General features: G+C 39.9%; 22 protein-coding genes and 2 tRNA genes. 2 read left to right on the top strand and 22 right to left on the bottom strand.

Annotated features, from left to right (window positions below; translation table 11 throughout):
* Positions 1-384: 384 nt before the first annotated feature.
* The 17 genes from lysS to AC3EA5_RS02625 form a co-directional block, all read right to left on the bottom strand.
* Entirely contained in the window at positions 385-1,875 is a 1,491-nt protein-coding gene (gene lysS / locus AC3EA5_RS02545) for a lysine--tRNA ligase (RefSeq protein ID WP_488606958.1), read from the bottom strand.
* Positions 1,876-2,067: 192 nt separating this feature from the next.
* Positions 2,068-3,084: a tRNA dihydrouridine synthase DusB gene (dusB, locus tag AC3EA5_RS02550; protein ID WP_488606994.1), complete on the bottom strand. Its 1,017-nt coding sequence runs from the start codon at positions 3,082-3,084 to the stop codon at positions 2,068-2,070.
* Positions 3,085-3,089: 5 nt separating this feature from the next.
* Positions 3,090-3,323 (bottom strand): helix-turn-helix domain-containing protein, encoded by a 234-nt coding sequence (locus AC3EA5_RS02555; protein ID WP_394191693.1) that lies wholly within the window; start codon positions 3,321-3,323, stop codon positions 3,090-3,092.
* Entirely contained in the window at positions 3,275-3,793 is a 519-nt protein-coding gene (gene folK, locus AC3EA5_RS02560; protein ID WP_488606959.1) for a 2-amino-4-hydroxy-6-hydroxymethyldihydropteridine diphosphokinase, read from the bottom strand. Before folK ends, AC3EA5_RS02555 begins: the two co-directional genes overlap by 49 nt.
* Positions 3,790-4,158, bottom strand: a complete 369-nt coding sequence (gene folB, locus AC3EA5_RS02565; RefSeq protein WP_488606960.1) for a dihydroneopterin aldolase — start codon at positions 4,156-4,158, stop codon at positions 3,790-3,792. The genes folK and folB overlap by 4 nt, the downstream gene beginning before the upstream one ends.
* Before the next feature lie 13 nt (positions 4,159-4,171).
* Positions 4,172-5,023: a dihydropteroate synthase gene (folP, locus tag AC3EA5_RS02570; protein ID WP_488606961.1), complete on the bottom strand. Its 852-nt coding sequence runs from the start codon at positions 5,021-5,023 to the stop codon at positions 4,172-4,174.
* An 11-nt stretch (positions 5,024-5,034) separates the two neighbouring features.
* Positions 5,035-5,877: an aminodeoxychorismate lyase gene (gene pabC / locus AC3EA5_RS02575; RefSeq protein WP_488606962.1), complete on the bottom strand. Its 843-nt coding sequence runs from the start codon at positions 5,875-5,877 to the stop codon at positions 5,035-5,037.
* Positions 5,877-6,470 carry an aminodeoxychorismate/anthranilate synthase component II gene (gene pabA / locus AC3EA5_RS02580; RefSeq protein WP_488606963.1) on the bottom strand — a complete coding sequence of 198 codons (594 nt, stop codon included), beginning with the start codon at positions 6,468-6,470 and terminating at the stop codon, positions 5,877-5,879. Before pabA ends, pabC begins: the two co-directional genes overlap by 1 nt.
* Complete coding sequence (locus AC3EA5_RS02585; RefSeq protein WP_488606964.1) at positions 6,467-7,885, bottom strand: anthranilate synthase component I family protein; 1,419 nt, start codon at positions 7,883-7,885, stop codon at positions 6,467-6,469. The genes pabA and AC3EA5_RS02585 overlap by 4 nt, the downstream gene beginning before the upstream one ends.
* Positions 7,886-8,518: 633 nt before the next feature.
* On the bottom strand, positions 8,519-9,442 hold the full coding sequence (cysK, locus tag AC3EA5_RS02590) for a cysteine synthase A (protein WP_394191681.1): 924 nt from the start codon (positions 9,440-9,442) through the stop codon (positions 8,519-8,521).
* Positions 9,443-9,642: 200 nt separating this feature from the next.
* Positions 9,643-10,581 carry a peptidyl-prolyl cis-trans isomerase gene (locus AC3EA5_RS02595; RefSeq protein ID WP_488606965.1) on the bottom strand — a complete coding sequence of 313 codons (939 nt, stop codon included), beginning with the start codon at positions 10,579-10,581 and terminating at the stop codon, positions 9,643-9,645.
* Complete coding sequence (gene hslO / locus AC3EA5_RS02600) at positions 10,565-11,446, bottom strand: Hsp33 family molecular chaperone HslO (RefSeq protein ID WP_488606966.1); 882 nt, start codon at positions 11,444-11,446, stop codon at positions 10,565-10,567. The genes AC3EA5_RS02595 and hslO overlap by 17 nt, the downstream gene beginning before the upstream one ends.
* A gap of 18 nt (positions 11,447-11,464) precedes the next feature.
* Complete coding sequence (locus AC3EA5_RS02605) at positions 11,465-12,229, bottom strand: type III pantothenate kinase (RefSeq protein WP_394191678.1); 765 nt, start codon at positions 12,227-12,229, stop codon at positions 11,465-11,467.
* A gap of 145 nt (positions 12,230-12,374) precedes the next feature.
* A complete protein-coding gene (ftsH, locus tag AC3EA5_RS02610) occupies positions 12,375-14,399 on the bottom strand; it encodes an ATP-dependent zinc metalloprotease FtsH (RefSeq protein WP_488606967.1) in 2,025 nt (674 codons plus the stop codon).
* A gap of 130 nt (positions 14,400-14,529) precedes the next feature.
* A complete protein-coding gene (gene hpt / locus AC3EA5_RS02615) occupies positions 14,530-15,072 on the bottom strand; it encodes a hypoxanthine phosphoribosyltransferase (protein WP_394191674.1) in 543 nt (180 codons plus the stop codon).
* The gene (gene tilS, locus AC3EA5_RS02620) at positions 15,066-16,481 is read right to left on the bottom strand and encodes a tRNA lysidine(34) synthetase TilS (protein ID WP_488606968.1); all 1,416 of its coding nucleotides are present in this window, start codon (positions 16,479-16,481) and stop codon (positions 15,066-15,068) included. The genes hpt and tilS overlap by 7 nt, the downstream gene beginning before the upstream one ends.
* Positions 16,482-16,509: 28 nt before the next feature.
* Positions 16,510-18,927 carry a SpoIIE family protein phosphatase gene (locus AC3EA5_RS02625; protein ID WP_488606969.1) on the bottom strand — a complete coding sequence of 806 codons (2,418 nt, stop codon included), beginning with the start codon at positions 18,925-18,927 and terminating at the stop codon, positions 16,510-16,512.
* A 184-nt stretch (positions 18,928-19,111) separates the two neighbouring features.
* Here AC3EA5_RS02625 and AC3EA5_RS02630 point away from each other — a divergent pair.
* Both AC3EA5_RS02630 and AC3EA5_RS02635 read left to right on the top strand, forming a co-directional pair.
* Positions 19,112-19,185 (top strand) — tRNA-Met (locus AC3EA5_RS02630).
* A gap of 72 nt (positions 19,186-19,257) precedes the next feature.
* Positions 19,258-19,329: transfer RNA gene (locus tag AC3EA5_RS02635), tRNA-Glu, on the top strand.
* Positions 19,330-19,372: 43 nt separating this feature from the next.
* Here the strand turns inward: AC3EA5_RS02635 and AC3EA5_RS02640 are convergent.
* The 5 genes from AC3EA5_RS02640 to yabP form a co-directional block, all read right to left on the bottom strand.
* Positions 19,373-19,840, bottom strand: a complete 468-nt coding sequence (locus AC3EA5_RS02640; RefSeq protein ID WP_488606970.1) for a DinB family protein — start codon at positions 19,838-19,840, stop codon at positions 19,373-19,375.
* A gap of 873 nt (positions 19,841-20,713) precedes the next feature.
* On the bottom strand, positions 20,714-21,136 hold the full coding sequence (locus tag AC3EA5_RS02645; protein WP_394191666.1) for a S1 domain-containing RNA-binding protein: 423 nt from the start codon (positions 21,134-21,136) through the stop codon (positions 20,714-20,716).
* Between the two features lie 129 nt (positions 21,137-21,265).
* A complete protein-coding gene (locus AC3EA5_RS02650; RefSeq protein WP_488606971.1) occupies positions 21,266-21,688 on the bottom strand; it encodes an FtsB family cell division protein in 423 nt (140 codons plus the stop codon).
* Between the two features lie 63 nt (positions 21,689-21,751).
* A complete protein-coding gene (gene yabQ, locus AC3EA5_RS02655; protein ID WP_488606972.1) occupies positions 21,752-22,210 on the bottom strand; it encodes a spore cortex biosynthesis protein YabQ in 459 nt (152 codons plus the stop codon).
* Positions 22,207-22,506: a sporulation protein YabP gene (yabP, locus tag AC3EA5_RS02660; RefSeq protein WP_394191660.1), complete on the bottom strand. Its 300-nt coding sequence runs from the start codon at positions 22,504-22,506 to the stop codon at positions 22,207-22,209. Before yabP ends, yabQ begins: the two co-directional genes overlap by 4 nt.
* Positions 22,507-22,521: the final 15 nt, after the last annotated feature.

The raw sequence follows: 22,521 nt of genomic DNA on the forward strand, positions 1-22,521 counted from the left end.
GAGTCGATTAGCTCGACTTTGTTGCTGGCGTCAAAAATTTTGACGTTTATAATGAACGTTTAAGTTCAAGTTTGTTTTCGATACCGACAGGTGTCGGCGGAAGAAAACGTTTTTGCTCCGATCGCCAAAGCGATCATCGCTATATTTCGTTGACGTTTTGCTGTTCAGTTTTCAAGGTTCATTTGTTGGTCACTCTCGCGACAGCAACTTTAATATAATAACAAATTTGAAATTCAATGTCAACAACTTTTATTAACATTTTTCGTTTCAACGTTGCACTCAAATTAGCAACTTGATTAATATACCACCATATAAAAGCAGTGGCAACCCCTTTTTTACAAAAAAAATAAAAAGCTAGAATTTCTTCTAGCTTTTCTATAAATGTTAGTCGCGATGACGCATTTGAGGGAATAATAAAACATCTCTAATTGAAGGAGAGTTTGTTAATAACATAATCAATCGGTCAATACCGATTCCTAATCCACCTGTTGGTGGCATACCGTATTCCAAAGCTTCAATGAAATCATCATCCATTTCATGCGCTTCATCGTTGCCTTCTTCTTTCTCGACAAGTTGAGCTTCGAATCGTTGACGTTGATCGATCGGATCATTTAATTCCGTGAAAGCATTTGCGTGCTCACGACGAACAATAAATAATTCAAAACGATCTGTGAAGCGACCATCTTCAGGATTTTTCTTCGCTAACGGAGAAATCTCTACTGGATGACCAAACACAAATGTAGGTTGAACTAATGTTTCTTCTACTTTTTGCTCGAAGAATTCATTTAAGATATGTCCCGCTTCCATAGTAGGTTTCACATCAACACCATGTTCTTTAGCAAGAGCGTGAGCTTGTTCTTTAGTTACCGGTGCCCAGAAGTCTACTCCTGTAGCATCTTTTACAGCATCAGCCATGTGAAGTCGTTTCCAACCTGGTGACAAATCAATTTCATCTTCTCCATACATAACCTTCGTTGTTCCTAGAACATCTTGTGCAACGTGAGAGATGACATTTTCAGTTAAAGCCATAATATCTTTATAGTCAGCATACGCTTCGTAAAGTTCAAGCATCGTAAACTCTGGATTGTGACGAGTCGAAATCCCTTCATTACGGAATACGCGACCAATCTCGTATACTTTCTCTAAACCGCCAACAATTAGGCGTTTCAAATGAAGTTCAATTGCAATACGCATATACAATGTCATATCAAGTGCATTGTGATGCGTAATAAATGGACGAGCAGACGCTCCACCTGCAATTGAATGCATTAAAGGTGTTTCTACTTCTAAGAAGCCTTCGCCATCTAAATAACGACGCATGGATTGGATAATACGACTACGAGTAATAAATGTTTGTTTGCTATCATCACTCGTCATTAAGTCTAAATAACGTTGACGGTAGCGTTGTTCTACATCTTTTAAGCCGTGGAACTTCTCCGGCATTGGACGAAGTGCTTTTGTTAAGAACGTGAACTCTTTCGCTTTTACAGAAAGTTCTCCTACTTGAGTACGGAATACTGTTCCTGTAATTCCAACGATGTCACCTAAGTCAGCTGTGTCGAATAAATGATAAGCTTCCTCACCAATCGCATCTTTACGAACATAAATTTGAATTTGACCACTAAAATCTTGAAGATGAGCAAATCCAGCTTTCCCTTTTCCGCGTTTTGTCATGATTCTACCGGCAATTGTTACTTCATGACCTTGGTCTTCTAAATCTTCTTTTGATATTGCTTCAAATTCAGATCGTACCTCTTCTGATAAATGCGTTCTTTCAAAACGACCACCAAACGGGTCAAGCCCACTTTCACTTATAGAAGTCATCTTTTGGCGTCTCACCAAAAGTTGATCGTTTAATTCATCTAAATGAGACATATTCATTTCACTCCTTTTTTCTTTGATAGCTCCGATTAGCCATACATAATGAACTTATTGTACACAATTTCACAAAGGTCTTCACGCTTAATCGCGTTTTTCCTATAATTCTGTATGAATTTCTATAATTCCGAAGATTATATCTTCTATATAAAAGAGCTATCACAGAAAATGTGACAGCTCTTTCGAGTTTTATACGATACTTACTTCAAGTTCGCGGTCGAGAGTCATGTGCTCTTCAGCGAAGTCATTAATGAATGCACGGAATTCTTGTGCCGATTCTGTTTGATTAATTAGGTTACGGGCTTTACCGTTTCCACGAATCCCTTTTAAGTACCAAGAAGCATGTTTTCTCATTTCACGAACAGCGATGTTTTCACCTTTCAGTGCAAGTAAGCGTTCGAAGTGTAATAAACAAACATCCATCTTTTCACGTACAGAAGGTTCAGGTTTTAATTCACCAGATTCTAAATATTCGACCGTACGATAAATCATCCATGGATCTCCTAAAGCTGCACGTCCAATCATAACACCATCAACACCAGTTTGCTCAAGCATGCGCTTTGCATCTTGAGGAGTTTCAACATCACCGTTACCAATTACTGGAATATTAACGTTTTCCTTTACTTGGCGAATGATATCCCAATCTGCGTGCCCTTCATACATTTGAACACGTGTACGTCCGTGAACAGCTACCGCTGATCCCCCAGCACGTTCTATTGCTTGTGCATTTTGAACTGCATATAAGTGGTCTAAGTCCCACCCTGTACGCATTTTAACGCTGACGGGTTTCTTCACGTTATCAACAACAGCAGCCACCATTTCATAGATCTTTTCTGGATCTAATAATAGTTTCGCTCCCGCTTCACATTTAATAATTTTAGAAACTGGACATCCCATATTGATATCGATAATATCTGCATTGGTATTTTGGTCAACATACTTTGCCGCTTCAACCAATGTTTCTTTGTCGCCTCCAAAAATTTGAAGTGACAATGGATTTTCACGTTCATCAATATATAACATATTCATGGTTCTTTCGTTTTTTTGCACGATGCCCTTGTCACTGATCATCTCTGCATAAACAAGTCCAGCCCCAAATTCTTTAACTGTCAAACGGAATGCTGAGTTACAAATTCCAGCCATCGGCGCTAGAACAACTCGGTTATCCATGACATGGTTACCAATTTGAAAAGGTTTTTCACTCATTTTAGTCAATATTTCTCCTCCTTTCCTTTTTGACTTGTTTCACCTAGTAACTCTTCTACCTCTATATGCAGCTCGGAAGCCATTATTTGTAATTGTTCTTCTGTCGGTACTCGAGTTCCACGTTCAATCTGTCCTACCACGGATGTTGATATGCCAATTCGTTTGGCAAAATCCGTTTGTTTAATCGCCTTTAATTTTCTGAATGCACGAATACGTCTACCCCATCGAATGTTTTCCATAAGTGCACGCCTTCTTTCTGCTCTTCCACATACTGACGGAAAGGCACACCCGTAATCGGATGATTTAAGTTAGGATTCAGTTCTAATAAAGGAATGAGAACAAAACCTCTCTCATGCATACGTGGATGAGGGATAATTAAATTCTCTGACTCCATATTTTCATCATTATAAAGCAAAATGTCAAGGTCAATGCATCTTGGCCCCCATCTAAATTCCCGGATACGTCCTAGAACTTGTTCAGTTTCTAAACATATTGACAATATTTTGAACGCCGATAAATTACTCTGCACTTCGACCACCATATTTAGAAACGAAGCTTGATCGGTAAAACCAACAGGGGCTGTTTCATATACAGATGATATTTTCGAAATATGAAGGTCTTCTTGGTTCATTACAATACGGACCGCTTCTTGCAACATATCCAGACGGTCTCCAATATTCGAACCTAAAGATAAGTACGCTGTATTCATACAAATTCTCCGCGTGTAATTTCAATCGAAACGGATTTATAGTGTCCCGGTATCGGAGGATCTGGTTTTATTAACACCACTTTACAGCCTTTAACCAGTCCTTTAAAAGAAGATAAAACCTCGTTAGCGATTCGCTCTGCTACGGTTTCAACTAATTTCACAGGTTCTCCCTCAACGATGTCACGGCAAATGTTGAATGCCTCGGCATAATTGACGGTTTTTTCTAATTGATCCGTTTCGCCAGCTTCTTTTAATGAAAGTGCTAACGATAAACTAACACGAAATCGTTGACCTAATTTCGTTTCTTCAGGAAATACACCATGGTATCCCCAAAACTCCATTTCATTCACATGAATATAATCCATACAAGCGGCCCCCTTACTTTTCTACGAATACTTGTTTTCCAGTTAATACGTCCATCATTTTTACAGTACGCACAATTCCTTTTACGTCATGGACACGCATAATATGACAACCATTCATAACACCATAACTTACTGTCGCCGCTGTTCCTTCTAAACGTTCAGAAACAGGTAGGTCCAATACATTGCCAATCATCGATTTCTTCGATGTCCCTAGAAGTACTGGATATCCCATCTCAGCTAAATCGGAAAGATGCTGCATCATCCAAATATTCTGTTCTGTCGTTTTCCCAAAACCAATTCCTGGATCTAGCCAAATATGTTCTTCCGCTACTCCAGCATCTTTAGCAAGTTGCACACTTTCTTCTAAGTCGCTTCTTACATCATTCCAAAAATCGTTGTATTCGGTATTTTCGCGATTATGCATCAGTATAATCGGGACTTGATACTTCGCCGCTACATGAACGATGGCCGGTTCTTTCTTCGCTCCCCAAACGTCGTTAATCATATGAGCCCCTGCCAAAATAGCTTGTTCAGCAACTTCAGCTTTATATGTATCGATCGAAATCATCACGTCTAATTCCTTACTTAATGCCTGAATGACTGGAATAACGCGAGCAATTTCTTGCTCTGCAGAAACCGGGTCATGTCCAGGGCGTGTTGATTCTCCGCCAATATCAATGATTTTAGCTCCGTCATTCACCATTTGCTTAGCATGCAAAATCGCCGCATCAATCGCATCGAATTGACCACCATCTGAAAATGAATCCGGGGTTACATTCAGAATCCCCATCACGATTGTTTCTTTATGAAAATCTAGAACCGTTCCGTTTTGTTCAAATCGTTTGGTGTAATGTGCTAATTGCATGGTGATCGCTCCTATTCTAACTCGTTCACTTGTTGGATGTACTGTTGGTGCAACTTCTTATAAACTGTTCCTTCATTGCCAGCGAAGGTTGTAGATTCTAGTGTTTTTATTGGCACTAATTCTTGAACGGCGTTGGTTACAAAGACTTCAGTTGCCTGTTCTAAATCATTCGGTTCGAATAAACCCTCGATTACTTCGACACCCATTGAATGTGCAGACTGAATCACCCATGAACGAGTGGTTCCAGCGAGTATGCCTGTTTCTAACGACGGCGTAAATAAAACGCCATCACGAACCCAAAAAATATTCGATGTTATACCTTCCGCAACAAAACCATCCTCCGTTAAAAAGAACCCTTCATGCACCGCTAAAGAAGGGAGTTCTAAACGTGCACGAACGTTATTCGCGTAATGGTGAGACTTATGTCGAGTAGCGCTTTCCGGTGTATTACGCCTCGTTTCTAACCATACAGCTGTTTTTTCAGTACCTCTAACACTGACTGGAAGAGGTTTTCGAAATAGAATGACCGTTGGATTTTGGTATTCAGACGGTTGCAAACCAATGTCATGAACTCCGGCTGAAACATTCAACCGAAAATAGCCATCTTCACCGTTAGCGCGATGATTTAGTTCCTTCACAATGTCAGAAATCATCTGTACATCCAGTTCTACCTGTAAATGAAAATCAGCGAGAGCTTGCTTTAAACGCATTAAGTGCTCTTCAGCTAAAAAGATTTTACCGTTATACGTACGGAAGGTCTCAAAAAAACCGAGGCCATATAAAAAGCCGTGGTCAAACGGGGAAATGCGAAGATCTTCCGCTTTTATAAATTCCCCGTTCATCCATGTCCACATTACACTTCCTGCTTCTTTGCCGTATGGCAATATGTTTGAATAAAGTTCTGCAATAACTTTTTGCCTTGTTCGGTCATAATCGATTCCGGATGATATTGAACACCCTCAACCGCTAATTCACGATGTCGAAGTCCCATGATTTCCCCTTCATCTGTCCAAGAAGTGACTTCTAAACAGTCAGGTAGACTTTCTTTTTCTACGATTAATGAATGATAGCGTGTCGCGTGGAAAGGATTTGGCATCCCTGCATTAACCCCTTTGCCATCATGATGCATAAGCGAGGTTTTCCCGTGCATTAATCGCTCAGCACGAATTACGTTCCCACCGAAGGCTTGTCCGATTGATTGATGTCCTAGACAGACGCCGAAAATCGGGATTTTTCCTGCGAAGTGTTCAATCACTCGTAAACTAATCCCTGCTTCGTTCGGGCTACATGGACCTGGTGAAACGACGATCATAGCTGGGTTCATCTTTTCGATTTGTTCGAGTGTTAATTCATCATTTCTTTTAACAACAAGCTCTTGACCAAGCTCTCCAAAATATTGTACGAGGTTATAAGTGAATGAATCGTAATTATCAATCATTAAAATCATACACTGCCCACTCCTTCTGCCATCGCTTTCGCTTGCCAAACCGCTTTTGCTTTATTTAACGATTCAATGTATTCATTCTCTGGGATTGAGTCGATAACAATTCCCGCTCCAGCTTGGATATGTGCCATGCCATCTTTAATAAAGGCCGTGCGAATGACAATGTTGAACTCTAAATCACCGTTGTAACCGAACCAGCCAATCGAGCCTGTGTACAACCCACGTCGAACAGGTTCTAACTCTTCGATAATTTCCATCGTACGAATTTTTGGCGCGCCAGTGATGGTCCCACCTGGGAATACCGCACGAACAACTTCTGCGTTAGAAGTATTTGGTGCTAGTGTTCCTCTTACGTTTGAAACAATGTGCATCACGTGCGAATACTTCTCGATGACCATGAATTCATTCACTTCGACCGATCCATATGCGGATACACGACCTAGGTCATTGCGCTCTAAATCCACTAACATCACGTGCTCTGCACGTTCTTTTTCGTTATCTATTAATTCTTTTGCAAGCAATTCATCTTCCGCTTCATCTTTTCCACGAGGACGAGTTCCAGCAATCGGTCTTGTCGATAATTCTTCGCCTTTTTTCTTAACAAGTAGTTCAGGCGACCCTGAAACGACCGCAAAATCAGGTGACTGAATAAAAGCCATATATGGCGAAGGGTTAAATGAACGTAACGCCTCATACATCGAAATTGGTGACACGGATAATGCTTTAGACTGGCGAACCGATAGATTCACTTGGAATACATCGCCCTGCTCAATATACGATTGAATTCGTCTCACAGCCTCTTCAAATACAGGACCCGTCACGGATACATGTAACTCTGCATGATCTTCTCTAACTTCAGTTCCAACTCCCGGTGAAAAAACGCGTGTTTCAAAGCCTTGTTTCACAGCAATTTTCCACCGCTCGATATCTTCATCTAATGTAGATGGACTAGATGCCAAACTCATCAAATGAAGCTGTTCTTTCGTTACATCTAAAACTGCCCATTGATCAAGTAAGTAAAAGTAAATATCAGGAATTTCTAAATCGTCTTCCGTTTCATTTGGCAACACTTCGATTTGACGAGCGTAATCATAGGTAATAAAACCAGCGGCTCCTCCTTGGAAGTCTGGCAAATGAGCTTGATGTGCAAATCCATGTTCAGCCACTAATTGCTCTACTAAATGTAAGGGTTCTCCCATTCGATTTTCGGATGAACCGTCTCGCCATTCAATATGTAAACCTGCATGAACAGATTTCACAACAGCTAACGGATTCCAACCAGCGACACACAAATGCCCGCCTCTTCCGCTTTCAAGTAATATATGATGTGATTCATTTTTCGTCAGTTCTTTGTATGCATCATAAAACTCATCTTTTGAACAAGTCATAGATGCTGTATGTAATGGAACACGCTCCATATTCAAACTCCTCCTGAATACAATTGTTGCTATCATCTTATCGTGAATCGCTGTCAAAACGCTACAAAAAAAGCATAGTACTTCGTTTGAGGCGAGGTGATTTGAGTGGATTCTAGATTTCACTCGTTACATTCTAGATTTTGACCGGTCAATTCTCCATTTCGGAAGTGCTATTCTAGAATTCGTCAGGCTCATTCTCCATTTCACCCAGCACATTCAAAAATTCACTTTTCCCACACAATTAAAAAAGAGAGAACGTTTCCGTTCCCTCCTCAGACCATTGAAAATGTTGATTTCCATTGCGGTGGACGCTTTCCGCGGGCACGACTTCAGCCGCTTCCCTCGCACTGCTCGGTCCAGGGTCTTCAGTTCGTGCTGTTTCCGCCGGAGTCGCCACCTCCATTCCAAATCAACAGAAATCGCTGTAAATATGAATTTAATAATGTTCGAACTTTAGAGCCAGAGTGGAACATCGAATGTTTTGTATTCTAAATAGTAATCGCAAGAGTAAGGAAAGCGGCCAATGGTGTTCCAAAACGCCCATTTCCATGAATTCCGCCACTTCTCTCAATATAGAGAAAACGGTCCCTAAAAGTCACCTCATGACTTTTGGGACCACACATATCTGTCTTATTAATCTTCAAATTGATAAAGTGGTGTACTCAAATAACGCTCACCGTTTGATGGAAGGATAGCCAAGACTTTTTTGCCTTTTCCAAGTCGTTTAGCCACTTCAACTGCCGCATATATAGCAGCACCTGAAGATACGCCACCTAAAATACCTTCTTCACGTGCGACTTTCCGCGCTGTTTCATAAGCGTCCTCATTCGATACTTGAATGATTGTATCGTAAATTTTTGTGTCTAAAATTTCAGGGACAAATCCAGCACCAATCCCTTGAATTTTATGCGGTCCTGGTTGACCACCTGATAGAATTGCCGAGTCCTTTGGTTCAACTGCAACAATTTCAATACCCGGGAAGTTCTTTTTCAGGACACCGCCTGCACCAGTAATCGTTCCACCTGTGCCAATCCCAGAAATAAAAGCGTCTAAATGATCCATTGCTTCTACAATTTCAGGGCCTGTTGTTAATCGGTGCACTTCAGGGTTTGCTTCGTTGTTAAATTGTTGTGGCATAAACCAACCATTTTCTTCTGCTAATTCTGTAGCTTTAGCAATTGCGCCTTTCATGCCGTCTGGTCCAGGAGTTAATATTAGGTCAGCTCCATAAGCTCGAAGCAAGTTGCGTCGCTCTAAACTCATGGTTTCTGGCATAACTAAAACCGTCTTATAACCTTTAGCGGCTGCAATCATTGCAATCCCAATACCCGTGTTCCCACTTGTTGGTTCAATGATGGTATCACCGAGTTTAATATCTCCGTTTTGTTCTGCTGCTTCTATCATCGAAAGGGCAATACGGTCTTTCACGCTACTCCCCGGATTAAAATATTCTAGTTTTAAATAAATTTCTGCGTCTTCAGGACCCGTTAAACGATTTAACTTTACGATAGGGGTTTTTCCTACTAAATCCGTAACTGAATTACCAATGCGAACCATGCGCTCACTCCTAATCCCAAGTATGTTAATGGGTTTTATTATATGCAATCGTATCAATAATTATTATATTCTGTCAACAAAAGCAGTCTTCTGAAAGACTTCAGAAAACTGCTCATCTAGTAAAACTCTATTCCCATATCGAAGAGATTTAGAAGCAGACTCTCTTCGAATCTTGTAACATTGTATTCAATGAATAGATTTTATTCACTATAAAACCATTCGGTGTCGAATTCTTTCCAAAAAGCTTCTGGTGATACCGATTGAGGTAATTGCTCAAGCGCTAACTCACGTTTAATATGATCTTTTACTTGATCGTATTTAAACGAGTTTCCTTCGGCTACGTCTTCTACATAAACAACTGCAATTCGTCCATCCTCTAGATTAATAGAGTCGCTCCACTCGCCCGCTTTCAGTTTGGTGGCTGCATCGATAATGGCTGGATCCATATTTTCCTGTTGGGACGTAATGTATCCAATATCGCCTCCTAAACTAGCAGATGCACTATCTAGTGATCGTTCTCTTGCCAATACATCAAAAGAAGAACCGTTATCCAGTTCCTTAACTGCCGATTTCGCTTCATCAGCAGTCGGAAGAATCATCATTCGTGTTCGGTAGGTTGTCGGAATATTATAGAGCGCTTGATTTTCTTTGAAAAAGGATTCGATTTCGTCGTCATTAATCACGATGTCTTTCGTTAAAACCTTATCTAATATGAGTTGAGATCGGATTTTTTGTCTTTGAACCTCTCCATTTAACGCCTGAAGAGAAGAATCGGAAGCATCTTGAGCTGAACGGATTAGTGCTAATTCTAAGTCGATTTCTTCTTCACTCACGTTGATATCGTACTTTTTAGCAGCCGTTTCCATCACTTTCGAATTCACTAATTCCAAAAGAGTTTCTTGGCCATATTGCTCTTCCATTGCAACGAGCCAATCTTCACGTGTAATGGGATTTCCGTCAACAGAAGCTACTTCTTCATTTCCACCAGAAGGTCCATTCGGTATTAACCAAGCGATAAACCATAAAAGGTTACCAGCTAACAACAAACCTAGTACAACCAATACAGGTTTTGTTTTTAACGTCTTTTTTGTTGGTCGACCTGGTTCAGGTCGACGCTCGCGATTATGACTTGATCTCATCGATATAGGCTTCCAATTCCGTTTCAGAATAGTGATACGTTTCCATACAGAAGTGACACTGCGCTTCAGCTTGGCCGTCATCTTCAATCATTTCACGAATTTCTGATTCTCCTAAGCTTAAAATGGCCGTTCCAAATCGCTCTTTTGAACAATTGCAGTCGAACATAACTGGCATTTGCTCTAATATCTCCACATTCTCTTCACCTAAAATTTCTTGTAACAATTGTTCAGGTGATAAGCCTTTATCCAATAATTTGGAAACTGGTTCCATCTTACTTAATTTCTCTTCAATAACCGTGATGGTTTCGTCTTCAATTCCAGGCATTAATTGAATAATGAACCCACCTGAAGCTAAAATTGTATTATCCGGATTCACTAAAACCCCTAATCCCACTGAGGAAGGCACTTGCTCTGATGCTGCGAAATAGTATGTGAAATCTTCTCCCAATTCTCCAGAAACAATCGGCACTTGCCCTGTGAAGAAGTCGCGCATGCCTAAATCTTTAACGATCGTAATCATACCGTCCGTACCAACAGCACGGCGCACATCTAATTTTCCGTGTTCATTCAAATCGAAATGCGTTTGAGGATTTGTTACATATCCACGGACTTCTCCTTTTGCATTACTATCAACGATGATTGCGCCGATTGGTCCTTGCCCTTCAACTTTTACCGTTAACTTATCTTCACCTTTTAACATAGCTCCCATCATAACGCCTGCAGTCATTGTACGACCTAGTGCGGCTGATGCGGTTGGCCATGTCCCGTGGCGTTGTTGCGCTTCTGCAATTGTATCTGTTGTTTTGACAGCAAAAGCACGTACTTTTCCATCAAACGCTAATGCTCTAACTAAATAATCATTCATTTGGTTAACCCTCTATTCTTATTGGTTTCGTTGATAAATTAAGTGCAATCCTTTTAATGTTAAATAAGGATCAATCACATCTATAACAGTCGATTCCGCCGATATTAAACTTGCCATACCGCCAGTAGCAATAACTGTTGGTTCTAACTTACTTTGTGCTTTCATGCGATTAACAATACCTTCTACTTGTCCAACATAGCCATAAACAATTCCGGCTTGCATCGCAGATATGGTATTTTTGCCCACCACATGTTCTGGCTGGGTCAACTCAATTCTCGGAAGTTTCGATGCTCTTGCGAATAAAGCTTCAATCGATATTCCGATACCTGGTGCAATAGCACCACCCATATACTCGCCTTTTTCATTTATATAACAATAAGTTGTCGCTGTTCCAAAATCGACGATAATGAGTGGTGGCCCATATTCATGGATACCCGCAACGGCATTCACAATACGGTCTGCTCCTACTTCTCTCGGATTTTCGTATTTAATATTTAACCCAGTTTTAACGCCAGGACCCACAACTAATGGTTTTAACCCAAAGTACTTTTGGCACATGCGCTCCAAAGAAAACATAATCGGTGGAACGACGGATGAAATGATAATGCCATCTATTTGAGAAAATTGAATACCTGCATGGTCAAATAAAGCTTTTACTTGCATGCCATATTCATCTTCCGTTTTATAACGATCTGTCTCCATACGCCAATGATGAATGAGGTCAGATTTGTCGTAAACCCCTAAAACAATGTTTGTGTTTCCTGTATCTAATACAAGTATCATCTATGTCCCTCACTTATCCTTGCCACTCAAATCACATAAAGTTGAATCGCGACTTTTCTCGAAGTCATCATACCATAATTTGAGCATTAGAAAAAAGCTGATTGACTCCGCAAGAGGAAGTCAATCAGCTTTTATGGTTTATAGATTATTTACGATCTTCTTGAATACCTTTAGACGGTTCACTTGCTGTGTCCTCAGAAGGTAAATCACCTGTTGAAGGATCGTTTGCTGCGCCAGTCACATCTGGTATGTCAGATGAATCGTTTGTCGTTGAATCGACAACCGCATCATTAGTAACATCTTTCTTCTCTTCCGTCTTGCCATTTAAAGATTCATACTCGCGTTCAGGAAGTGTACCATGATCTTTTAAGTGTTTAATTTGAGCAGCATCAAGTGTTTCTACTTCAAGTAATGTAGTTGCAATTAAATCAAGTAGCTCACGCTTCTCAGTTAAAATTTCTTTCGTTCGAACGTACTGCTCTTTAATCATTCGTTGCATTTCTTGATCGATTTCATAAGCAATCGCATCCGAATAATTTTGTTCAGAGTTAAAGTCACGACCAAGGAAGACATTTCCTCCTTGCGCTTGACCAAACTGCATCGGTCCAAGTTTGTCACTCATCCCGTATTCAGTAACCATGCTACGAGCAATGCTCGTTGCACGTTGGAAGTCATTATGAGCACCAGTAGAAACTTCACCGAAAACGATGTCTTCAGCAACACGTCCACCAAGTAATCCCGAAATTTTATCCAATAATTCAGGTTTTGTCATGAAGTAGCGATCTTCTTTTGGAAGCATCACTGCATAACCGCCTGCTTGACCACGAGGGACAATCGTTACTTTATGAACGATTTCAGCATCATCCAATGTTAAACCAATTACAACGTGACCCGCTTCATGCCAAGCCACAATATTACGTTCTTTTTCAGATATAACTTTGTTTGTTTTAGCTGGTCCCGCAATAACGCGGTCGGTAGCTTCATCAATATCTGCCATATCGATTTTCTTTTTATTACGACGAGCCGCCACAAGTGCTGCTTCGTTTAATAGATTTTCTAAATCTGCACCAGAGAATCCTGGTGTACGTTGTGCAATCGCTTTTAAATCCACATGATCTTCTAAAGGTTTATTGCGAGCATGAACTTTAAGTACTGCTTCACGACCTTTAACGTCTGGACGACCAACCGTAATTTGACGGTCAAAACGACCCGGACGAAGAAGTGCTGGATCTAAAATGTCAGGACGGTTCGTTGCAGCTACGATAATAATTCCTTCGTTTGCTCCAAATCCATCCATCTCAACAAGTAACTGATTCAAGGTTTGCTCACGCTCATCGTGACCTCCACCTAAACCGGCTCCACGTTGACGACCTACCGCGTCAATTTCATCAATGAAAATAATACATGGTGCATTTTTCTTCGCATTTTCAAAAAGGTCACGCACACGAGATGCTCCAACCCCTACGAACATTTCAACAAAGTCTGAACCACTGATTGAGAAGAAAGGTACGCCTGCTTCACCTGCAACTGCACGTGCAAGTAATGTTTTACCTGTACCTGGAGGTCCAACTAGTAAAATACCTTTTGGAATACGCGCTCCGACTTCTGCAAATTTGCGAGGATCTTTCAAGAAATCAACAACTTCAACAAGCTCTTGTTTTTCTTCGTCTGCTCCGGCAACATCTTCAAACTTCGCTTTTTTCTTATCATCATATAGTTTCGCTTTGCTCTTACCGAAGTTCATGACACGATTTCCGCCGCCTTGAGCTTGGTTCAATAAGAAGAAGAACAGAATGAAAATGATAATGAATGGAATCAGGCCAGTAAAGAATTGCACCCATCCGCTAGTTTCAGGTGCTGCTAACACATTGACATCATTCGTTTTAGCCGCTTCGCGGATCTCATCTTGAAGAGCGTCGTTATTTAATGGAATATTGGTAACGAATTCATCTTCTTCGCCATAGCCTTCCATTTTCCCACGAACTTCATAAACATCAGCATCCGGTTGCATGCTGAATTCTGTTACTTTACCACTTTCTAAAGCAGTAAGAAAATCGCCATAATTGATTTCTTTGGTTGGGTTTTTTCCGCTGTTGAATGTACCAAAAATACCAATAATAACGAGGAAAATTAATAAATAAAATATGGTGTATCGAAATATTCGATTCATCCCGAGCCTCCTCACAAAATATACAGAAAAACTATTTGTAATCTTATCATACGAAGAAATTTGCGTACAACGAAAAGCCTTGCGTATCAAACCTTAAAACGGAAACTTTGACAAAATGACGGCAGGTTTTTTAAAATGAATAAACCTCTTTTTTCAAAATACCAACATATGGTAAATTACGGTATTTCTCCATGTAATCTAAACCATACCCTACTACGAACGCATCAGGTACTTCAAAACCAACATAATCAGCATGTAAATCAACTTTTCGGCCAGTTGGTTTATCAAGAAGTGTTACGATTTTGATGGAGTTTGCTTTACGATATTTAAACAAGTCCACTAAGTAGCTTAATGTTAGGCCACTATCGATTATATCTTCAAGGATTAGAATGTCGCGACCTTCAACGCTTGTGTTTAAATCTTTGACGATTTTCACTTCACCCGAAGATACTGTCGCATTCCCGTAACTTGAGACATCCATGAAGTCTACTTCCATGTATATGTCCATACGCTTCATTAAATCAGCCATAAAAGGCATTGCACCTTTTAATACGCCAATTGCTAGTGGGAATTTGTCACTATAATCAGCAGATAGCTCTGCGCCTAATTCACGAATTTTCGTTTGTATAATTTCTTCTGATAACAGAACTTCTTGGATATCTTTTTCTAACATAATTCTTCCTCCTTGGGCTTTGGTGCCTCATTTTCTATTACGATTCGATGTGTCCAGCCAGCTGGTGGGGTTTTTGAAAAGCGGTATCCAAGTCGAAGTCCTGGTAAACCCAATAATTCATCATCCTTGGTAACTAATACTAAAAAAGAATCTCGGTCAAACCTTGATACTTTTTCATCAATCATCATACGTGATACACGTTTTGGATCCGTCATTCCTTGTAATAACAGACGATCTCCGTCTTTTTTAGGTCGAAGGGATAATGGCATCTCTTTTTCATTCAAAGTGATATACCAAGCTCCATCGAATTCGAGCTCCTCTTCTTGCCTTTCTTCAAGACGCATACGTGTATCATAGCCGACATCCATCCATTGACCAAACATAACCTCTCGTAAATTCACATCTATTTGTAAATCTTCTTGGGGAAATGAAAAAAGCATCATCGAATATTGACGGCGTACTTTTCCTCCATTTGGAAGAGCTATTTCTTTTGAACCGTCGCGTTCGAGACACTGGTCATGAATTTGATCGACTAACGATTGACTGAACCACATATTTTGCTTTGGATATAGATAATTTAATAGTAGTAGAATGACTCTTTTTTGTAAAGCAGTCGCAACGCTTTGAAATCTTTGTAAATCCACCTCAAATGACGAACCGGAATTTTTCAAGATGATTTCTTCACATTCTTTTTGTGCCAACGTTTCGAGGAATGCACTTTCAAGTTGTTGTTGTTCCGCCCAACGCGTCATCTGAATGGTCGCACTCGGATTTTCTGCTTGCAATAAAGGAAGAATGTGATGACGTATTCGATTTCTTGTATATGTATCTTTTTTATTACTGGAATCTTCACGATACGATACTTGATAAATCATTAAATATTCTTCTATGTGGTCTCTAGTAACAGAAAGGAAAGGACGAATTAATTGCCCATTCGCAAATATCCTTTTAGTAGGCATCCCATCCGCTTTAGAACCTCTCGTTAAACCCATTAAAATGGTTTCAGCTTGATCGTCAGCATGATGTGCTACTGCTAAGGTTGTGTAATCATTTTTTTCCATAATTTCTTCAAAATACATATACCGTTCTTGTCTACAAATATCTTGGATATTCCCTTTCGTCTCCTCAACAATCTGTTGAATGGTCAATGTCCTGTGAAAAAACGGAATATTTAATTCTGCACAAAGTTGTTTAACATAATCTTCATCTGCATCAGATTCAAGTCCTCTTAAACCGTGGTTTGCATGTACACAAGCAAGTTCAATATCAAGTGACTTTCTTTCATTCCATAAAAATGTGAGGAGCGCTACGGAATCCGCTCCTCCTGAACAAGCGACAAGAAGACGGTCTTTTTCGTTTATTAAGTGATGCTTTTTTATATAATTCAACACATCTAACCGAAAAACCATCTTCTTGTCACCTCCTTGTTTATATCCTCTATCTTATCATTCTTTCTCGCTTAATATTTCGATAAGCTGGAGAAAATAGTGACCATTCCGGTATGGCATGTCTCACTCGAACGACTAGTAAGGTTCGATCGTCTTCTTCTGCAGGGAATTTTCGTGCGAATGCAGCTGCTAATACATCTGCTAATGATGAACATGGTGTTCCTTCATGCTTTCTCATCAACCGAATTAATTCCGCCTCCTGCTCATCTAATGAATAATCAGGGGAAAACATTCCGTCAGATAGCAAGACGATTAAATCTCCGTCTTTTACGATCCGTTCTTCTGCATCCAGAGACAGTGCTGGTAAAAATCCAATCGGTACACTTTGACTATCAATTCGTAAACAATCGTTTCCTCGTAAAATATAGGTCGACATACTTCCTGCTTTAAATGACCACAGTTTTCCTTGCTGTAAATCAAGTAAAGCTAAGTCCACTGTTGCATACAAATCAGAATGTTGTTTTAGCGACATAACATAATGCAGGGTGTGCATTGCTGTTTCCGGATTCATATGATGCTGTAAGCATTCTCTGAGTAGACGAATCACGCGTCTACTTTCTTGATATGCTTCAATATTTTGTCCCATTCCGTCTGACAAAATAAAAGCAACTAATCCTTTATGCAAAGGAATAACACTGTGAGTATCTCCTGAATACACCGTATTTTGAGACGATCGATTGTAAACACCATATTCATAAGTGAATCGAACAGCCGATTGGAACGTTAGCTGGATATGTGGAAAAGGATCTAAAATTTCAGAAGTACGACTAATTTCAAAAGGTTCATCATATAATTCATGAAGAATTGGGATGATTAGCCGTTCACCAATCATTTGATTCGTTTCCCAGTCTGCTTGCTTAAGTGGTATACAACACACAATTTTTCGATTACCTGCTTCTTCTGATAATATATCTATTTGAAAATGCGAAACCTTAGCATCGTCCAAATGTCTTGAAATTCTTTCTTCTTCTGATTCATGATTAACGTCATTTAATTGAAGATCTGCCATCAACTCGCTGACATGCTGACTCATGTCTCTTAATTGAAAAGCAAGCATCTTTTTCCCGTGCGCATAATGACCAGATAACTTGTTAGATGAATATTCTTCTTCTAGCGATTCAATAAGACCGCTCGAACGGACACATTTTTCTTGAATGCGCTCATTCATCCGATAGCGAACACCCGATTTCGCATGATTGCGCATGTCTTTCCAATCTTGAACGATTGGCCACATACCTTGCCCTTCATTGCCCCAACACTTAGTTTGTCTAAAACAAGAATGACACACTGAATACTCTACATTTTGTTCGGTAGCAGCCGTTTCTTTTGCAACTGGAAAACGATCATTTACCAACTGGGTAATGAAGTCGACAAATTGTTGAAAGTCCTGCAATTGATGATTCACACGATCGGTTAACCATTGTTGACGCTTAAATAATACGGACGTCTGTTTCGGGAATAATTGGTTTTGTGCATATGTTAACCAAGCTGAAGGCACTAAAAAGAATAAGCCAATAGCACAAGACAATGAAACGAAGTAAACAGAGTCTAATGGCAAGGAAGCATCATATATCGAGAAAAAGGTGGCAGCACCTAACGAGCCAATCGAAATCCATATGCGCCCCTTACTTTGAAAGAGTCCCCCAAACAATCCCGTTAAAGCATAGACCGCAATCATCCCGCTAAAAGATAGTTGCGAAATGCTTAATATTGTTCCGATAATTGTAGCCACAGCAGTTCCTACGAAAATACCTCCCATATGAACGGATATTAAAATACCCAGATGAACGAGGATTAACGGAATCGAAACCATTCCAATCACTAACCCATTCATCCCCGTGAATAATAGGGCACAAACCATAATTGCCGCACCAATTCGTTCAAATGTCCACTTTGCCGTGGATATGGCATGCATCGGAACAAATAATTGAGAAAGAAAGACCGTCATAATCGCTGACAAAATACTCTCATACAAGACGAGTAACGATACGGATAATGGAATTTCCCCACTATAAGAAACCCATTGCCAGCCCAGTTGAATAATCAAAACCGTTAATGCCACCTGTAGAGGAATTAACTTTTTCTTGCGTAAAAGGTTATAGAACAACTGGAATCCGCCAACTTGTAGAAGGTGAATCATCATTTGACCGATCCCAAGCGTTAAACTCCCGGAAATCCCCCCTATCCAAACAAAGGGCAAAAAGGCTGGATAACGCAGAGCCACCACTGCCCAAACCGGCAAGAAGAACGGCACTGCCGCTTCGAATAAAACCGCTTTCGATAAGAAAAAGGAGAAAAATAGGACAAGACTGGCTATCCAAATTTTCAACTTTTTCTTTTTGATTACATGGATCCACCTTGTCCACGTATGATTTCTCCCTATACTTTCACTTGTCCAAGATTTCATGCTACCAATCCCTTCCACTACGATGATGTTCATTATAGGGAAGGGATTGAAGAAAGTTTGTCTTTTCGTGACGACCACACAAAAAAACTTTTCGACGAAAAAACAGAAGATTTGTGAAGAGTTTTCAAAAGACATCTTGACACTTCATCTATTGGATTGTATTATTTAAAATGTTCTTCAAAAAGGCGGCCTAGCTCAGCTGGCTAGAGCGTACGGTTCATACCCGTGAGGTCGGGGGTTCGATCCCCTCGGCCGCCATACTATTTTAACGCATTCTAAATTTGTCACGATATTATGTGACTACTGCGTGACCCACGTTTTGTGGGACGAGGCCCCTTGGTCAAGCGGTTAAGACACCGCCCTTTCACGGCGGTAACACGGGTTCGAATCCCGTAGGGGTCATACATAAAAGGCACAAGAGATGAAGTTCTCTTTTGCCTTTTTTCTATTCGTTTGATTTAATTCCTCTGACACCTTCAATTTGTCGCTTGTGATGTTCATCATGTTCCGCAAAATCTGCAAAGTAGCTTTGAATCGACAAAGCATGTTCTCCAATGAAAAATTCTTTTGTCCATTCCTGTTCGTCTATCACTTCAAGCTTTTGCGTAATTTGCTTACGTTGTTGTTTCGCATAAGAGATGGTTTCTTCAAATGTTTGTTTCTGAGCACGTGCTGCAGCCTTTGCATTAAACTCTTCGAAGGCTGGGAATTTTTCAAGTTTTGCACCTTTTTTCATATTAGGTAGTCGCTCTTCTTGTGTAAAACGATCCCATTCCGCTAAGTGCATGACGATTTCATTAGGTGACCACTTTCCAGGTGCATATGGACTCATTGCTTGTTCAGTAGTTAACTCACGTAACGAATCCAACCATTCTTGATATTTTGCGTGTGAATCTAGTATTTTCGCTTTCATTTCCCTATCACTCCTTATGAGTCTTTTTCGATAACATTCCTAAATAATCCTTTAATTTTCAATAGTGGTTTATGTATAATTTTACGCTTGATTTTAAATCATAAACTTGAACGAAAAGAAAGTGGTCGGCTATTTCTTTCGCTTTCCGCGGACGAAACGCGAGCCTCCTCGGCTCATCCGTCTGTGACAGCTAAGCCTGTGGGGTCTAGCGTCTTTCGTTTTTCCGCAGGAGTCTTCAGAAATAGTCGACCACTAACCTACCCATATATGTTAATTAAACTTTTACAAAATGCTTGTTGAGTAAGCAATTAGTGGATATCACTACTTTAATAGATTTATTAGAGTGGCAGTCATGATAACTCAATCCGATTACCTAATTCCAAGTTACAGCTATTTTTTGGGTAAGATAATTTCCAATGAAGAAGCTTCAATTCGTAGCTTGATTTTGAGCAAATGCATTTAACAACAGTTTTACTTGTGTCAATTTCACAATTCCTCTTTCCAATAATAAAGTCGAACATTTCATTGGTTTTTCACTTAACTATCCATGTATTTTAAACCGTAATCGTTGATTGGAGTGAAAGGCGGCGACTCCAGTGGGAATAGCACGAGCTGAAAGCCCCGCAGGAAAGATGCTGGCCAAAAGCCAGTGTCTTTGCGACGAGTAACCGCAGGAGCACATGTTTTTAGTGACGAGGAGATTGAAGCTGTGCCCACGGAAAGCGACCGCCTGGAACGGAAATCTATTATCTCCACTTGTTTAACAGTTTATCATTACCAATTAAATGATTATATTAAAAAACAAAAAAACACCCCTGCAAATGCAAGGGTGTTCCAATAAACACTTTTTCTACGATCAAAACAGCCAGCAAGTTATCCTCGTTTAGCGCCGCGTCCGCCACGCTTCGATTCAGTTGCACGTTTTAAAGTGGATAAACGCTCTTCACTATCTTTCATGAAACGTGCCATTTTTTGCTCAAAATTCTCTTTGAACGGACGATCGCGATCATTCGGACGACTATTTTGGCGTGGACGTTGAGGACGTTCTGGTCGCTCAGCTTGTGGCTTGGCTTTACGAATTGATAAACCAATTTTGCCATCAGCTTCGACATTCATCACTTTTACTTCAACCATATCTCCGACTTTCAAATGCTCATTGATGTCTTTTACATAGTTGTCCGCAACCTCACTAATGTGTACAAGACCTGTTGAGCCACCTGGTAGTTCGACGAATGCGCCGAAGTTTGTGATTCCTGTAATTTTACCTTCTACTTTGCTGCCTACTTCAATTGACATAAAAAAAATGCTCCTCCTTAAATATTAAACGGGCTCCTTTTAGAAGCCTAGTCATCTTAATAGTGGACCTTGTAAAATACAAGTATCCATACTTAATTATAGCCAACAAAAAAAGAGTGTCAATAAAGACTACTCTTTAGAATCCTTGTTTTTCTTATCTGCATCCTCTTTTTCAGGAATAGAGAATATAATTTCTCCCTCATCTGATAAGAAATATTCTTTCCGAGCGAGCTTTGCAATGTATTCATCATCATTCAACTTCACTATTTGTGATTTCAACATTTCTTGCTCTTCTAATATGTCAACGAGCTCTTGCTTCGCTTCTAATTTTTGTTGTTCTTTTGCAGCTAACGCGTTTTTTTGTGAAAACATCGTCATGGTTAACCAACTCATTACGACTACTACCAATAAAGCAAAAAAGCCAAGTCTACGGAATAGACGTACTTTATGAGCTTTTTGACGTTTTTCTTGGCGTTCTACTGAACGAACATAGTCTTTATTAATGGAAGCCACGTTGCGATACTCTTCTTTATGCCGTTTCCGACTTGCCATTTCGTTCACTCCCCGCCAAAATTTGTCATATGATTAGTAGTTGCTAGTATACATGATTGTACACTATTTTTGTAGGGTAATAGGATACATTTTTTTAATCAATTTAATTATTGGATTAATAATTATAAGGATTATTTTCAAAAATACGCGAATCACTGACCTAATGATGGTAATGAACAAATGAATAACCCACCAAATCGGACGAACAATTAGGTGCAAAAAAAGCCTTCTTATGAATATTAACGGTTTGCGAAACCACAATTCATAACACCCAATTCCAACAATCTGAGCCATGGGATCGTAAATTCGCCAAGCACCATCACGCAAATAAAATAATAGAACATAACTTGCACACCCAAGTATTGCCCATAACATAATTTCAAAGAAAAAACGGTATTTACGAATCCAAAAGTTAGGTCTAAAGGCAAAGGCCAAATCTCGAAAACTTTCAACTAAAAAGCCTGTAGCCACGCCACTTGCGACCATGGCCAACAGGCTTAAAAATTGATAAGAAAGTGTCATCCAAACAACTTATGAAGGAAGTTTTTGCTTTGCTCATTTTCTTCTTCATCGTATTGGAATGTTTTCACATGACCTTCGAGCGTTAATAATCCTTTGTCCACGTCTAAGTGAACAATTCGAAGCTCGTCGCCTTTAATGCTTAAATGACCTTGTGATGTTCGAACCGCAAATTCCTCTTGGTCGAATCGTTCAATCGATTTAACAGATGTTAAGTCCATACGTTTTCGATTGCGTAAACTGACTACATGATCTCCAGACGGAATTGCGATAGGTGCGTGTTCTCCTTGATATTGCATAAAATTCCTCCTTTA

Source organism: Paenisporosarcina sp., assembly GCF_057785155.1.

Bases quoted from the DNA above. Each gene is read 5' to 3' on its own strand.
- lysS (WP_488606958.1), bottom strand. From the start codon at position 1,875: ATGTCTCATTTAGATGAATTAAACGATCAACTTTTGGTGAGACGCCAA.
- dusB (WP_488606994.1), bottom strand. From the start codon at position 3,084: ATGAGTGAAAAACCTTTTCAAATTGGTAACCATGTCATGGATAACCGA.
- AC3EA5_RS02555 (WP_394191693.1), bottom strand. From the start codon at position 3,323: ATGGAAAACATTCGATGGGGTAGACGTATTCGTGCATTCAGAAAATTA.
- folK (WP_488606959.1), bottom strand. From the start codon at position 3,793: ATGAATACAGCGTACTTATCTTTAGGTTCGAATATTGGAGACCGTCTG.
- folB (WP_488606960.1), bottom strand. From the start codon at position 4,158: ATGGATTATATTCATGTGAATGAAATGGAGTTTTGGGGATACCATGGT.
- folP (WP_488606961.1), bottom strand. From the start codon at position 5,023: ATGCAATTAGCACATTACACCAAACGATTTGAACAAAACGGAACGGTT.
- pabC (WP_488606962.1), bottom strand. From the start codon at position 5,877: ATGTGGACATGGATGAACGGGGAATTTATAAAAGCGGAAGATCTTCGC.
- pabA (WP_488606963.1), bottom strand. From the start codon at position 6,470: ATGATTTTAATGATTGATAATTACGATTCATTCACTTATAACCTCGTA.
- AC3EA5_RS02585 (WP_488606964.1), bottom strand. From the start codon at position 7,885: ATGGAGCGTGTTCCATTACATACAGCATCTATGACTTGTTCAAAAGAT.
- cysK (WP_394191681.1), bottom strand. From the start codon at position 9,442: ATGGTTCGCATTGGTAATTCAGTTACGGATTTAGTAGGAAAAACCCCT.
- AC3EA5_RS02595 (WP_488606965.1), bottom strand. From the start codon at position 10,581: ATGAGATCAAGTCATAATCGCGAGCGTCGACCTGAACCAGGTCGACCA.
- hslO (WP_488606966.1), bottom strand. From the start codon at position 11,446: ATGAATGATTATTTAGTTAGAGCATTAGCGTTTGATGGAAAAGTACGT.
- AC3EA5_RS02605 (WP_394191678.1), bottom strand. From the start codon at position 12,229: ATGATACTTGTATTAGATACAGGAAACACAAACATTGTTTTAGGGGTT.
- ftsH (WP_488606967.1), bottom strand. From the start codon at position 14,399: ATGAATCGAATATTTCGATACACCATATTTTATTTATTAATTTTCCTC.
- hpt (WP_394191674.1), bottom strand. From the start codon at position 15,072: ATGTTAGAAAAAGATATCCAAGAAGTTCTGTTATCAGAAGAAATTATA.
- tilS (WP_488606968.1), bottom strand. From the start codon at position 16,481: ATGGTTTTTCGGTTAGATGTGTTGAATTATATAAAAAAGCATCACTTA.
- AC3EA5_RS02625 (WP_488606969.1), bottom strand. From the start codon at position 18,927: ATGAAATCTTGGACAAGTGAAAGTATAGGGAGAAATCATACGTGGACA.
- AC3EA5_RS02640 (WP_488606970.1), bottom strand. From the start codon at position 19,840: ATGAAAGCGAAAATACTAGATTCACACGCAAAATATCAAGAATGGTTG.
- AC3EA5_RS02645 (WP_394191666.1), bottom strand. From the start codon at position 21,136: ATGTCAATTGAAGTAGGCAGCAAAGTAGAAGGTAAAATTACAGGAATC.
- AC3EA5_RS02650 (WP_488606971.1), bottom strand. From the start codon at position 21,688: ATGGCAAGTCGGAAACGGCATAAAGAAGAGTATCGCAACGTGGCTTCC.
- yabQ (WP_488606972.1), bottom strand. From the start codon at position 22,210: ATGACACTTTCTTATCAATTTTTAAGCCTGTTGGCCATGGTCGCAAGT.
- yabP (WP_394191660.1), bottom strand. From the start codon at position 22,506: ATGCAATATCAAGGAGAACACGCACCTATCGCAATTCCGTCTGGAGAT.